This window comes from Flagellimonas sp., from assembly GCF_965601775.1.
In the GTDB taxonomy this organism is placed as follows: domain Bacteria; phylum Bacteroidota; class Bacteroidia; order Flavobacteriales; family Flavobacteriaceae; genus Flagellimonas.
Genome location: NZ_OZ271837.1, coordinates 396,172 through 409,487, shown reverse-complemented (window position 1 = coordinate 409,487; position 13,316 = coordinate 396,172). Strand labels below are relative to the sequence as shown.

The 13,316-nt window shown below is 41.5% G+C and carries 10 protein-coding genes; 5 read left to right on the top strand and 5 right to left on the bottom strand.

Annotation, left to right across the window (positions count from 1 at the left end):
* The first annotated feature begins 214 nt into the window (after positions 1-214).
* Positions 215-1,405 (top strand): FG-GAP repeat domain-containing protein, encoded by a 1,191-nt coding sequence (locus tag ACSLUF_RS01905; protein ID WP_435624447.1) that lies wholly within the window; start codon positions 215-217, stop codon positions 1,403-1,405.
* A gap of 62 nt (positions 1,406-1,467) precedes the next feature.
* Here ACSLUF_RS01905 and ggt read toward each other — a convergent pair whose 3' ends face one another.
* A complete protein-coding gene (gene ggt / locus ACSLUF_RS01900) occupies positions 1,468-3,165 on the bottom strand; it encodes a gamma-glutamyltransferase (RefSeq protein ID WP_435624446.1) in 1,698 nt (565 codons plus the stop codon).
* Between the two features lie 230 nt (positions 3,166-3,395).
* On the opposite strand from ggt, the gene ACSLUF_RS01895 reads away from it, so the two are divergent.
* The 3 genes from ACSLUF_RS01895 to ACSLUF_RS01885 are packed head-to-tail and all read left to right on the top strand — an operon-like array spanning position 3,396 to position 7,071.
* Entirely contained in the window at positions 3,396-5,354 is a 1,959-nt protein-coding gene (locus tag ACSLUF_RS01895) for a hypothetical protein (protein ID WP_435624445.1), read from the top strand.
* Positions 5,351-6,178, top strand: coding sequence for a DUF2490 domain-containing protein (locus tag ACSLUF_RS01890; protein ID WP_435624444.1), 828 nt, complete (start codon positions 5,351-5,353; stop codon positions 6,176-6,178). Before ACSLUF_RS01895 ends, ACSLUF_RS01890 begins: the two co-directional genes overlap by 4 nt.
* Before the next feature lie 29 nt (positions 6,179-6,207).
* Positions 6,208-7,071 (top strand): MORN repeat-containing protein, encoded by an 864-nt coding sequence (locus tag ACSLUF_RS01885; RefSeq protein ID WP_435624443.1) that lies wholly within the window; start codon positions 6,208-6,210, stop codon positions 7,069-7,071.
* Positions 7,072-7,079: 8 nt separating this feature from the next.
* Here the strand turns inward: ACSLUF_RS01885 and rpiA are convergent, their stop codons facing one another.
* On the bottom strand, positions 7,080-7,766 hold the full coding sequence (gene rpiA / locus ACSLUF_RS01880; RefSeq protein ID WP_435624442.1) for a ribose-5-phosphate isomerase RpiA: 687 nt from the start codon (positions 7,764-7,766) through the stop codon (positions 7,080-7,082).
* 113 nt (positions 7,767-7,879) lie between these two features.
* Here rpiA and ACSLUF_RS01875 point away from each other — a divergent pair, with 113 nt between their 5' ends.
* The gene (locus tag ACSLUF_RS01875) at positions 7,880-8,617 is read left to right on the top strand and encodes an HAD family hydrolase (RefSeq protein WP_435624441.1); all 738 of its coding nucleotides are present in this window, start codon (positions 7,880-7,882) and stop codon (positions 8,615-8,617) included.
* A 4-nt stretch (positions 8,618-8,621) separates the two neighbouring features.
* Here ACSLUF_RS01875 and ACSLUF_RS01870 read toward each other — a convergent pair whose 3' ends face one another.
* From ACSLUF_RS01870 to ACSLUF_RS01860, 3 genes are all read right to left on the bottom strand, one after another.
* Positions 8,622-9,827, bottom strand: coding sequence for an aspartoacylase (locus tag ACSLUF_RS01870; RefSeq protein WP_435624440.1), 1,206 nt, complete (start codon positions 9,825-9,827; stop codon positions 8,622-8,624).
* Positions 9,824-11,674 carry a CBS domain-containing protein gene (locus ACSLUF_RS01865; RefSeq protein WP_435624439.1) on the bottom strand — a complete coding sequence of 617 codons (1,851 nt, stop codon included), beginning with the start codon at positions 11,672-11,674 and terminating at the stop codon, positions 9,824-9,826. The genes ACSLUF_RS01870 and ACSLUF_RS01865 overlap by 4 nt, the downstream gene beginning before the upstream one ends.
* Positions 11,675-11,790: 116 nt before the next feature.
* Complete coding sequence (locus tag ACSLUF_RS01860; protein WP_435624438.1) at positions 11,791-12,924, bottom strand: formylglycine-generating enzyme family protein; 1,134 nt, start codon at positions 12,922-12,924, stop codon at positions 11,791-11,793.
* Positions 12,925-13,316: the final 392 nt, after the last annotated feature.

Sequence of the window (13,316 nt, the reverse complement as noted above, 5' to 3'; positions counted from 1 at the left end):
ACAACTGAGTAGTAAATGTATAAGAAAGTGTTTACAAATGCAACTTGGTTGCATTTACTTTTTTAGAGACTTATAACCTAAGAATGAAATATGTTCGCTCCCCATTACCTTCAATATGCATTTTTGAATTTGGATAATCCCAGTTCGGTTTAGGTATTAAAAACATTACATTAGCCTAGAATACTTGTTAGGAGAAAAGATGAAAAAAACAATCATGCTTTGCTTATCTGTAGGCGTTTTTACTTCTGGTCACAGTCAAAAAACAGATGGTGCCGCTAATAGTCCCTCTTATTTTTATAAAGACGTTACTAAAACAAATTTGCCCTATAAAGACCTTCAGCAACTTTCCATGGATGCAGGGATTGCTGATTTTGACCAGGATGGGGATTTGGACATTTTAATCGCAAATGAACACAGACCTAATATTCTGCTTATCAATGACGGAAAAGGAATATTTACAAATGAAAGCACGCAGATACCACAAGTAGATCATGATAGTGAAGATATTGGGATTGCTGATTTTGATTTGGACGGAGATTTAGATATTGTAGTAGTCAGCGAAGATGACAAAACCAACGAATTGTATCTGAACAAGGGGGATGGCACCTTTACAGACGGGGGGAGTAGAATCCCTGTTTCTGGAACTTCAAATTCGGTAGTGGTAGTCGATGTCAACATTGACGGAGCTCCTGACATCATGATTGGAAACAACGGTCAAAACAATCTCTTGATCAATGATGGGAAAGGACATTTTAAGGATGAAACCGCTTCACGATTCGGTATGTTTATTGATGTGACCCAGGACCTGACCTTGGCGGATATCGATAATGATGGTGATGAAGACGTATTGATAGGCAACGAAGATGCCAATCGGATTCTCATTAATGATGGTAATGGTTTTTTTAAGGATGAATCCGCCGATAGACTACCGTACAGAAACATGCCTGAAGAAACCCGGGAAGTGGATGTAGCCGATATCGATGGTGATGGTGACCTAGATATTTTGTATGGAAATGTTCAGGCCTTTGTGGAAAATGCGGTTCGCCAAAACAGATTGCTTTTGAATGATGGTAAGGGTTTCTTCACCGATATCACCAGTACTCACTTGCCACAGGATGAAAATCGCTGTTTTGGAGTGGCTTTTTTAGATATAGATCGGGACGGGGATGCCGATATCATGACCGGCAATACCAACGGTTCTCGATTTGATGGGATGACCCCTTTTAGCATCTATCTCAATGATGGCAAGGGAAAATTTAGCGATGTAAGCGGTAAAATCATTCCGCAAGAAATTGCTGGAAGAGGTTTTGATATTGATTTTGTCGATTTTAACGGAGACGGAATAAAGGACCTTTTTTTAAGCAACCGTGGTTCGCAGGATTTTCTACTTTTTGGAATAGAATAGACCCCTTTAAAACAAGAAGTGACCGTTTTACAGTCACTTTCTAACGGTTATGGATTTAGTTTTTAGTATCCAGCGGCCTGTCCATCTTTTCTACTTTCCGAAGCTCCGTGATACACTTTGTTCTCATCGTCCCAAAGAATAGCCTGATATCCCCCATAAATACCTCTAGCCGTTCCCATACGATGCCCTTTATCCATTAATCCTCGAATAGTTGAGTAGGGAATTCCAGATTCCGTGCGAATCATACCTGTGTTTTCAGTAGTGGCACCCAAGGGACTTGCTCCTCCCGTATGGTCCCAACGCGGTGCATCACCCGCCTCTTGCAAGTTCATCCCAAAATCAATAAGATTCATCACGATTTGCGTATGGCCCATAGGTTGGAAATCACCCCCCATTACCCCAAAGCTCACAAAGGGTTTACCATCTTTGGTGATGAAGGCAGGAATTATTGTATGAAAAGGCCGCTTCCCCGGTTCAAAAGTATTGGCTTGTCCGCGTTTAAGGCTAAACAATTCCCCTCTATCCTGAAGCATAAAGCCTAATTTAGGAGGCGCCATTCCTGAGCCCATACCTCGGTAGTTGCTTTGTATCAAGGAAATCATGGTCCCTTCCTTATCTGCCACGGTCATGTAAATGGTTTCGCCAGCCGATATTTCACCCGCAGAATACGTACCCGCTCGTTCACCTATTTTCGCCCTTCGATTGTTCGCATAGTCCCCAGACAGTAGCTGCTCAACCGGAACATCGAAGAAGTCCATATCAGCATAGTACTTGGCCCTATCCTCAAAAGCCAATTTCTTGGCCTCGGTAAACAAATGCAAATGTTCTGTGCTTCCAAATTCAATATTGGAAAAATCAAAACCCTCCAACACCTGTAGCATTTGAAGTGCAGCAATACCTTGACCATTCGGGGGTAGTTCCCAAACATCATATCCCCTATAATTTATGGAAACGGGTTCTACCCATTCCGATTTATGCGCAGCTAAGTCCTTCGCAGACAAAAAACCGCCTTGTTCCTTAATAAACTTGCCAATAGTTTTGGCAATGTCCCCTTTATAAAAAGCATCCCTACCACCTTCAGCAATTTTACGATAGGTGTTGGCCAAATATGGATTCTTATATACTTCTCCCTCATTGGGCAATTTACCTCCGTTCTGCGCTTTGTAGGTATCCTCAATATTTGGAAAACCTTTGGATTCAAAAAAAGGAATGGTCCTTTGTATATACCATGCAATCAATTCGGTTAAAGGAAATCCTTTTTCAGCATAGTCTATTGCCGGTGCCAAAATCTCCGTCATGGGTTTTGAACCAAACTTTTGGTGGAGTTCAAACCAACCATCAACCGCACCAGGCACACTTACTGGAAGAGGCCCATGGGATGGAATCTTGGTCATTCCTTCTTTTTCAAAATATTCCAAGGTGAGTTTTTGGGGTGAACGCCCACTTGCATTAAGCCCATATAGTTTTTTGGTTTTCCCATCCCAAACAATGGCAAACAAATCACCTCCTATTCCACAGCCGGTAGGTTCCATGAGTCCAAGTGCTGCGTTTGCGGCAATAGCAGCATCGATAGCATTACCGCCACCTTTTAGGATATCGAGTCCGATTTGGGTAGCCAATGGATGGCTGGTCGCCACCATCCCGTTTTGTCCCAGTACTTCAGAGCGGGTGGCAAAAGGCTCCCCTGTAATACGATCCTGAGCGGACGAAAATTGAATGAAAAGAGAGAAGACAATTAGATAACGGAACAAATTTTTCATAGTTCATTTTTAGGCTTTGAAAAGTACAAAATCGGTCGGAAACCTCAACTTAAAAAAGTAACTTTCACAGACCTAAATGCTTACCTAAGCAAGCATCATTTTTGCCAAGGACACAAAAAATTATCATTTTTTAAGCTGGTATAGGCCGAACTTCAATTTTTCACGTATGTAAGACGTATGTTTTTCAGTCCTATTCGCTTGGAATCAGGGAAGAAAATAGCGTAGAACACATGAAATATTTCAACCACGGAGTTACACAAATACTTCTAGGGATTTTATTCTTTTTATGCTCCATGGCAGGAGTTGCCCAAACGCAGCTCTTTTCGGGAGAGTTAAGTGCGGGAGGTTTTACCGGTACTGCAGAATATCGTTTTAGGGTTATTGAAGGTGATTCCATTCCAGAAGGAAGCTTTCTCATGTATAAATCCAACCTAAATGCGCTTTTGAAGGAAAAGGACAGCTTCTTTTCTTTTTCAGGGACATTTAATGAAGGATATCCTGAAGGTTTTTGGAAGTTTCAGTTCGGGGAGTTCAGTTCCAACCAAGCCAGTCAGGTAGTGGGATACCAATACCGTGTGAATGCAAGCGGTATTCAACATGACGCCTTCGGAAATCTTTCCCGAGGTAAACCGGATGGAGATTGGTCCTATAAAATTTCAAAGATTGAAAACTCCGAGGTCGCCCAAGAACTTTTTTCCAGTAAAATATCCTTTGATCGTGGAATTCCCCAAAAAAGCTTTCAAATTGAGAACGATTCAACTACGCTGGTCGGACGTTTTCTGCGCGACGGATTTGCCCATGATATCTGGGAAGTATATTCTGATGTTTCCAGCGACCCTTCGGAAATCTGGTACTTTACTAACGGTCTTTTGGAAAAGATTGAAAAAATCACCCCATCAGGGAATCTTGTTTTAGAAGTTTTTGATACATCCGCCCAGTCCTATAAATCCAAAGCTCTGGATGAAAGCTATTTGAAAATCGTAAAGTGGTATATTCAAAAACAACAGGCCGAATTAGACCCTGAATCGATGAGGATGTATCGTCTTTTAAGACAAAATTCAAAGTATTACCAAAGTATAAACAACTTTTTTAACGATTTGGGGAAATCCCAATTCATGCCCGGCTTTAAGGTGAGACTCCCCTTTTACCCGCTTGACAGTTTAGAAAATACACAATTAAGTGCCATTACCGAAGCATACCGGTCCAGCACCAAGATGAGTGAGGAACTCCTAAAAAATCCACAGTTGGAACTGTTGGCGCGATCAAATGGGGAAGCAAGCTTTTACCTTGCCATAGCCAAACAACTTCAAGATGATTTTTTAGTACCACTTGGAGTTTTTAATGCCTTCTATGACCAACAAATCATCGAGTTCTTACCCAGGAACGCATTGACAAGTCAAATTTGGGCCAACGGTCTTCCAGAAAAGCAAATACAGGTATCCACCGGAACAGGTTCTTTTACCTCATGGGATTTACAATCGTCCCCAGATTATGCAAGGCAGCCTGTGGATGTGGCCAATATTCAAAAAATGGCCGAATATGCCGCAAAAAGTTTTGATAGTATTTCCAATGGCCTATCCGAATGGGTAAAAAAAGCACAGAAGCAACAGCAATTTCTAAAGCTTGATGAGCAGCTAGTGCAGCAAACCCAAATTTTGGAAAACACTGTTGATACTTTGCGAACCGCAAGTCGATTAGATATCAATAATGCCTTAAATGGAATTCTGGAAACCAAGGAAATCGTATTGAAACGTTATTCCGAAATGCCAGAGTCCGATGAAAAGTTGGAATATGGCCAAGAAACCCTAATCTGTCTTAAAAATCTGGTAGAACTCGCTTTAGCGGTTGGAAAACTTCCAGAGCAAGAGCTTACCATAAAGGAAGCGTATCAAGATTCTTTTTGGAATCCTTTTACGGCCACAATAATGGACGAAGACATTAAAAAACGTATCACTTCAGCACATAAAGATGTGGTCATACCCTATGTTCTGGAGCTTGTTGCCGCACCTATGGAATGCAAGGATGTTACCAGTATGACCAACTTACTTGGCGCTATTCAAAAACGTATTTTGGAGCTTCGAGATGAGTCCACCAAAAAACTGGAGCGGAAGCTTCGAAAAGAACAAGACCCTCAAATCATTCTGGAACTATTGGGTATACCATCCAATACCAAAACTGCTGAACAGTGAAAAATTATTTGGTATTACGCAGTATAGCAGTATGTCTGTTTGTGGTGTTTGGCTTGTCAAAAGCACACTCACAAGAAGGCAATGTACTTCCGGAAGAAGCGGAATTCAAAGACCCGGTTGGCAGGATTTGGTTCAACACCTATGGCAATATCAGGATTTCGAAAAGACTTTTCTGGGATGCACAGACCCACTTTCGTTTCGAAGAAACCGAAAACACCCCTTTTATTGGGCAAATTGGACAGATTTACAACAGACACGCTATCGGGTATATCTACTCAAAAAGCTTTAACGTAAGCCTAGGTGGTGTTTTGAGAATCAATTTCAATACCGATGAATCATCCGAAGATCGTAGCGTGGTTCCGGAGTGGCGTATTTGGCATCAATATCAGTACGCCATGCCCTTAGGAAGCACAATGTTTTATCACAGAATACGAATAGAACATCGCTGGACCCAAGGGTTTGCTGAGGACAGCGAATTCATCTTCAGAAACCGATGGCGATACATGCTGAGAGCAAAAGTGCCTCTCAACAATTATAAATTTGAGCCTGGAACCTTTTATGTCTCACCTGAGGCAGAACTCATTATGCAAAGTGGAAAGGCCGTAGTGGCCAGTCCTCTGGAAGATTTACGTTTGACCACTACCCTTGGATACATTATCCAACCGAGATTGACAGTGGCTGCCGGACTTATGTACTCTACTGGACAAACATTGGAAAACGGGGGAATTTATAAGCAAAACTGGACATTTCGGGTTCACTTATATTTCTCTCCGGATTTTAGAAAGGTTAAAAATAAGCTCCCATCCATCCATTTTGGGGATTAATCTCGTACATGTATATAGTTGTGTATATCATGAAAAACTCACGCCCTCTACTTACCTACGGTTTAGTTCTTGTCTTTGGAGCTATGGCACTATATTTTTGGTCCAACTCCCGAACTCTAAAACAACAACTTAAAGAAGATCAGGTAACCACCCAAAAACTTTCCGCTCGTTTGGCCATGCATGAAGCACTGTTACACGGGGATTCCTTGGTCATCCGAGGAAATTATGATGACGCACTCCAAACATACAGCAAAGAGCAAGAACCGGAAACGGAAAGCGACGGGGCGGCTATAGAAATGCGAATGGCCTTTGCTAAGAGTTTTTTAGCTCTCCAAACCCAAAAAAGAGAAATGGATTCGGATCCTATAGCTGAATTGGATACTCTTCCAACAGCAACCGCCGAGCCCAGTCCTAGTGAAATCAACACCATTGATTCCTTGACTTTCGCGGTGGAAAAAATGCGGGTACAGGTAACCAGACTTCAAAAACAACTTAGAAACAAAGCATCTGGCCAATATCTTACTTTCACTACAAGTAAAGGAAGTGTGGTACATTATGTTGGGGAAGTGAAGGATAAGAAAGCGAATGGCATAGGAGTGGCTTTGCTAAGCACTGGAAGTCGCTATGAAGGGCAGTGGAAGAACAATCAAAGACATGGCCAGGGTACATTCTATTGGCCCGATGGTCAATCCTACGAGGGCACTTATAGCAATGATAAGCGAGATGGTCAGGGCACCTACTATTGGCCCAACGGGGAAAAATATGTGGGCCACTGGAAGGCAGATGAACGTTTTGGTGAGGGTATCTTTTATGGTAAAAAAGGTGATATAGTCGCTAGTGGTATCTGGGAAGATGACGAGCTCGTGGAAGAACCCAATAGACGTCGTAAGTAAGCAGGTTTTTAGCCCCTATCAACCTTCATTACATCAACTACACCGGCATTGCCTACAATCAAAACATTGACGTAATTGATAAAAAGTCCCGTTTCTACCACACCGGGTATCGCCAAAAGCGTTGCATTCAATTCTTGAGCATTTTTATGGGTCGACATATCCAGGTCTACTATATAATTATTCTCATCCGTCCTATATTCCGCTTCATCCACTTTCCGAAGAATAGGATCAAGTCCAAGTCCCTTTAGTTCATCAATAATTTTTTTATGGGCCAATGGAATCACTTCCACGGGCAACCTGAACTTACCCAAACTTTTCACCTTTTTACTGGAATCGACAATGATTACATTGAATTTTGAGTTATAAGCCAGGATTTTTTCGCGAAGCAGGGCTCCGCCTCCCCCTTTTATCATATTGAAGTCAGCATCGATTTCGTCGGCCCCATCAATGTAAATGTCAAGCTTATCCACACTATCCAAAGAGGTCAAGGGAATTCCTAGTTCCCGGGCTAAACTTGCGGTTCTTTCGGAAGATGGCACTCCCGTCAGCACTAGTCCTTCTGTCACCTTTTCTCCCAAGCGCCGAATCATAAATTCCGCCGTAGAACCGGTTCCCAATCCTACAACCATACCTTCTTTTATGAATTCAACGGACGCTTCTGCCGCTAATCGCTTTTCATTTTCAGTTTTTCCCATTCCAATTTCTTCCTTGCTCTAAAAGTATAGAATTACAAGCATCCGCAGCTAACCATTTTGTTATGAAGTTGCCATATGTTTCTTTATCCCGCTAGAAACTATTAGCTTGCCCTATGATCAAAGCTGTAATTTTTGATTTGGATGGAACACTTGTTCAAACGGAGGTGTTAAAAGCCACATCGTATGCCATAGCCGTTAACGAATTGACGCAAAACACAGTGAAAAAGGAAAATGTATTGGACATTTTCTTTCAATTTGTGGGCCTATCCAGACAGGAAGTGGTTACTGGTTTGGCCGGACACTTCGTAGATTCTTTAAAAAGTCATTTGGATTCGGATGATATTCATTTTATTGAAGAAAAACTAATTGAAACAAGACTTAGAGTCTACCGTAAAATCCTAGATGACACTGAACTTTTGTCCAATCATTTCTGTTCGTTTACCCTTGGTTTGTTCCACCGCTTATTTCATGAAAAATACACCTTGGTTCTGGCCACTATGTCCCATATTCCAGAAGCTAAAAAAGTTACCCAAGCCATGGAGATTTTTGATAAGTTTAATCTGGTCCTCACCCGGGATGATGTGGAAAACGGAAAGCCCCAACCTGATATTTACAACAAAGCGAAAGAAATCCTTGGTTTAAAATCAGAGGAATGCTTGGTCATTGAAGACTCTGCCAACGGAATTAAAGCGGCTCAAAATGCCGATATGCCCGTGTTCGCGGTTACTAACGATATCACCAGAAAATCAGTTCATGATTGTAAGCTTCTCAAGCCTGAATATATCGTTGACCAACTTGAAGAATTGGAAACTAGGGTTTTCGATTTTATTGAAAAACTTTCCGAAAACTAATCGACTACCTTTTCTTGCGCCAAGGCGCATTTTTGTAGAAAGCGGTCTTTGAATTTCTCTCCCTATTTTTTAGCAATAGATGAGTTTTATCCATTTCCCTGGCCCTATAGCCCAACAAATGAAAGAACGATTTTGCAAAAAAACGGGCAATTTTTCTATCCAAAATCAATGTGTCCTTGTTGGGTGAAGCCCATCGTACACCTGGTAATCGTGATATCCAACCATCCACTTTGAATTTTCTGAGGTACTTGGACAACCAGAGGTAAAACAGGGGGATACTTCGTATAAAATAGAAGCCTTCATACCCTTTGTCTTGATATAGTGGCATAAAAAGCTGCCTTTTTTTATCCGTAGTAATCAATCCATCCCCGTTAATAGCAATCGATATTCCTTTGGGGACGAATTGGAAATTGACAAAGCCCGGAAGCATCTTAAACAACGAGCCGTTTTGAATCAGGTGTTGATAATATATTTCATAAAAGCGTTGGGGGGCCTCATTATATTCTTGAAGCTTAGCTTTAATTCTATTAAGCAGGATTTTCCCCATAGGATTAAACCCTACCAACCCCAAAGTGTATTCGATAAAGTTCTGCGCATTTATTACCGCTTTTTCATCCTCGTGCTGACCGCTTTCAAATCCAAAGGCAACATAGCCCATTTCATTGATACGGCTCAACAAGGCACCTGTCAGGTATTCCTCAATGCCCAATATAACTGGTAGAGGATAATTTTTGGTAAAACTTCGATTAAGTAAACTGTCGTTCATCACAATAAAAGGTTCAGTCTTCCCAGAAGTCGTGTGTAAATCGATAAAATAATAAGGAGGGTTGGAATTGGATATAATCCCGTCAATAAGAGCGTTGAGCTCAGCCATTTCTTGCTCCTCTGCATTGAGGCTTTTGGTTGATTCCTCTAGGCCTTCCAATTGCTCAGGAAGCCAAATTCGATTCAAGTCTTCATCAATAAAACGGACTTCTTTTTTTAAGGCCTTTAAATTTCCCGCTATCCCTATGAACTCGCCACGGAGCGATCCTTGCCGTCCTTCAAACATCTCAAATATCTGCTTAAGAGCAATCACCCCAGCAGGTTCATTTCCATGAATTCCTCCAAAAAATACAATGGTCGGTCCATCAGAAGCACCTTTTATATGGCCAAGAATGCGTTGTACACCCACTACAACCAGAGTATTTTCATTGGAAAGTTGGGTCATTGAACTAAATCCTGTTTACTAAGAATGCCAACCAGGGTTTTGCCGAGAACAATGGGAAGGCATCCTATGTCATGCTGATTCAAAATAGCTGAGGCGCTATTAATTTTTTCATCCGGTCCGATGGAAACTATGTCGGTTATCATTACATCTGCTACCATGGTTTGTTCAAAATCGATGGATTTGTCCAAGGATTCCAAATAGCTCCAGGTAAGAAGTCCAACCAGTTCACCTTCATCATTCTCAACTGGTATGTGATGGATTTGATTCCATTCCATAATGGCCTTGGCCATGCTTACGTAATCATCTTCATAGAGTTTGAGTACATGGGAAGTCATAATCTCCTTCACCAACTTCGGTTTACGACTGATTTCTTGGATATTGATATCTTTCCAAAGATGTATAGGAAGATTCTCCGTTTGGTTATCCACCATCTGTTTTGTGAGCAAGACCAGCGATTTGTTTGTTTTATACCTCTTTTTTAACTCCCTAATATTCGCTACCTGCCATTGTTCCCCAGTTCTGCCATTGGTTCTAGCCTCTATGATACCCAAAAGACGTTCAACATCAGCATTATCAATCCCACATTTATGCAGTCCTTTATAGGCAATGGGAAGTAATTTGTTCAGCACCAGTTTTTTGGCACTGTACGCTTCCCCACCCCAGGAGAAAAGGGTTTCTTTGCCTGTACGGGCAGCCTTTATAAAATTGGTCTTGGCCGATTTAAAATCCATTTGGGAAGGCATGTCATCAAAATTCTTCGGTCTTCCTTTCATTAATCCCACCCAGAAAGCAAAGTTTGCCATTTCATCCAAAACTGAAGGTCCCGAAGGAATGTACCTATTTTCAATACGAAGATGTGGCTTTCCTCCTCCAACTCCATAGCAGGGTCTATTCCAGCGGTAGACCGTTCCATTGTGAAGACATAAAGCCGGAAGTTTGGGCATTTCTCCCCGTTTTATTTTCTCCAAAGAGTTTTCTTTAATGTCCTTTGTCAGCAATATTCTATGCTTTGAAATATCCTTTTTAAAGATTTCGGCAACATTTCCTGTTTCCCAATCATCCCCAAAACCAACACGAGGGGTTTGATTTCGAAGGGCAAACGCTGTTTTTCGGGTATCCAAACTCTGTTGAAACAAGGCTATACGGGTTTCCTTCCAAAGCTCTCTACCCATAAGCATTGGTGAATTGCAGCATACCGAAAGTACAGGGCCAGCAATGGCTTGTGCCCAATTGTAACTTGAAACAAAATCATGGGAAGGTATTTGAAGGTGCAATTGAAAGCTGGTGTTACAGGCTTCAAACATTACGGAATCATGTTTCAAAAACAACTCATCCACCCCGCGTATTTTTAAATTGAAATCGTCTCCTTTATAGGCCTTGAGCATATCGTTCAAGGCAAAATATCTTGGTATTGGTGTTAGATAATCCAGCCCGACTTCCTTCTTTCCGATAGTCGGCAGAATACCCGCCAACAGCAATTTTGCCCCTACTCCTTCGGCCTTAGTAGCAGCTTTTCGCAACAAGCTTCTTAGTTGGTTTTCTACCAAGGAAAAACAATTGCCTTTAAGTTCAAAAGGGTCTAGGTTAATCTCAATATTATAATTGGCTAATTCAGTAGTAAAGTGGGGGTCATCAATGGCCTTCAGTAATTCCAGATTGACCCCATAAGGTCTGTATTCCTCATTAATAAGACAAAGTTCCTGTTCAGCACCGATTCGAACAATGTCGTCTTCGAAGCTTCCATTTTCCAAAAGCGTTTCCAAAGCCTTGATATCATCTATCAGGTGCTGTACAAAGGCCATGCGCTCCACGGTATTCTGTGAGCGCTGTTTTATCATTTCACCCATACTATAACTACTTGACAAACAAAGCTAACCATCAGCAATAGAGGAAAACATGACAATTGTCAGGCCAACCCCTTGCTGTTTTCCATAACAAGTATTCAATCCATGAAGTCGTATTGCTACTTAAGCATATCTACCGAAACCACCGTTCGAAAACCAAGATGTTCCGTGGAAGAGTCTTCGGTATTGGCCATACGTGCAGAAATGCGATAGCTGGCGCAATAGGAGGCACTGCATAGAAATGAGCCCCCTTTTATTACCCTTTCCTTTGCCAAAGGATTTGTTGGATTAAATGACGTTTTAGGGCCTGTTGGTCCAATGGGCGCTTCTTTCTTATTCTGAAGGTTTTGGTAATAGTTTACATGATATTTGTCACTTGTCCATTCCCAAACATTTCCGGCCATATCATAAAGTCCGTTTGAATTCGGCGCATAAGAAGCTACTGGAGCCCTATCGGCATGTCCATCGGTAAGTTGATTCTGTAAAGGGAAGATTCCATTCCAGGTATTGGCATAGTCGGATAATTTTTGGACATCATCTCCCCAGTGATAAATGGATTTCCGTTCCTGTCCCCTGGCTGCAAATTCCCATTCCGCTTCGGTAGGCAATCTTCTTCCTGCCCATTTACAATAGGCCAATGCATCCTCTAGGGCAATATGCACAACAGGATATTGGTCCAAATCCTTAATTGAGCTGTCAGGTCCATAGGGATGCTTCCAGCTAGCCCCAATAACCCAATCCCACCATTGCGAATAATCATCAAAATTGACCAATGCATCGATATCCCTTTTGAACATTAGGGACCCAGGTTGTAAAATAGAATCCGGAGGTTTTGGGGTACCCTGCGGTAACTGCTTTTTTAATTCTTCCCAATCTATTGCTCTTTCAGCAAGAGTTTTATATCCTGTCTCCTCAACAAATTGGGCGAACTGGGCATTGGTGACTTCATGCTTATCCATAAAAAAACCATGCACAGCAACCGTATGTTGCGGCTTTTCATGGGCCATGGCCATCGAATCTTGAGGAACGGCTCCCTGTAAAAACGTTCCCCCTGGAATCCAGACCATACCCTTAGGAGTATGCAAGTCATCCGGTTTATCCTTTAATAGAGGAATAGCCTGCAAATCTTCTTCTACTTTATGACCCTTGGGGTTTTCTTCGGTGGATTCCTTTTTTTCAACACAACCCACAAAGCAAATCAAGGTCATTTGTGTTAGTACAATGAATAAGAAAATGTATTTGCCTTTGTTCATGCAGTTTTTGAAACTTGAAAATGTTACCAAACCATAAAATTACGGTTAATATGGTTTTGGCTTGTTTAGACCAAAATAAAAAAACCTTCCCCGTTAGCCCATTTACTGTATCCGTAAAACGAAAACCTTAATCCGTTAATTGAGGCTTATTTGATGGGAGATTTCATATTATGTTTGAGTCATTATTCAGTCTTTTATTTGATTTTTCAAATGTCATAAAGACTAGTAGTTAGTAATGCACTTTTGGATTGTTTGGTCAAAAAAGTGTTTAGTTTAGTTGAGGTTTCCATTGCACCAAGGAATTAAAAATTCTTTGGTGCCAATGGTGTTTCCATACCCTACACATCTAGTTTCCCTGATTGTTTAGATTCCTTTGTTTCGGAAATTCCTTT

Bases quoted from the DNA above. Each gene is read 5' to 3' on its own strand.
- ACSLUF_RS01870 (WP_435624440.1), bottom strand. From the start codon at position 9,827: ATGACCCAACTTTCCAATGAAAATACTCTGGTTGTAGTGGGTGTACAA.
- ACSLUF_RS01865 (WP_435624439.1), bottom strand. From the start codon at position 11,674: ATGGGTGAAATGATAAAACAGCGCTCACAGAATACCGTGGAGCGCATG.
- rpiA (WP_435624442.1), bottom strand. From the start codon at position 7,766: ATGGGAAAAACTGAAAATGAAAAGCGATTAGCGGCAGAAGCGTCCGTT.
- ACSLUF_RS01875 (WP_435624441.1), top strand. From the start codon at position 7,880: ATGATCAAAGCTGTAATTTTTGATTTGGATGGAACACTTGTTCAAACG.
- ACSLUF_RS01860 (WP_435624438.1), bottom strand. From the start codon at position 12,924: ATGAACAAAGGCAAATACATTTTCTTATTCATTGTACTAACACAAATG.
- ACSLUF_RS01895 (WP_435624445.1), top strand. From the start codon at position 3,396: ATGAAATATTTCAACCACGGAGTTACACAAATACTTCTAGGGATTTTA.
- ggt (WP_435624446.1), bottom strand. From the start codon at position 3,165: ATGAAAAATTTGTTCCGTTATCTAATTGTCTTCTCTCTTTTCATTCAA.
- ACSLUF_RS01885 (WP_435624443.1), top strand. From the start codon at position 6,208: ATGAAAAACTCACGCCCTCTACTTACCTACGGTTTAGTTCTTGTCTTT.
- ACSLUF_RS01905 (WP_435624447.1), top strand. From the start codon at position 215: ATGCTTTGCTTATCTGTAGGCGTTTTTACTTCTGGTCACAGTCAAAAA.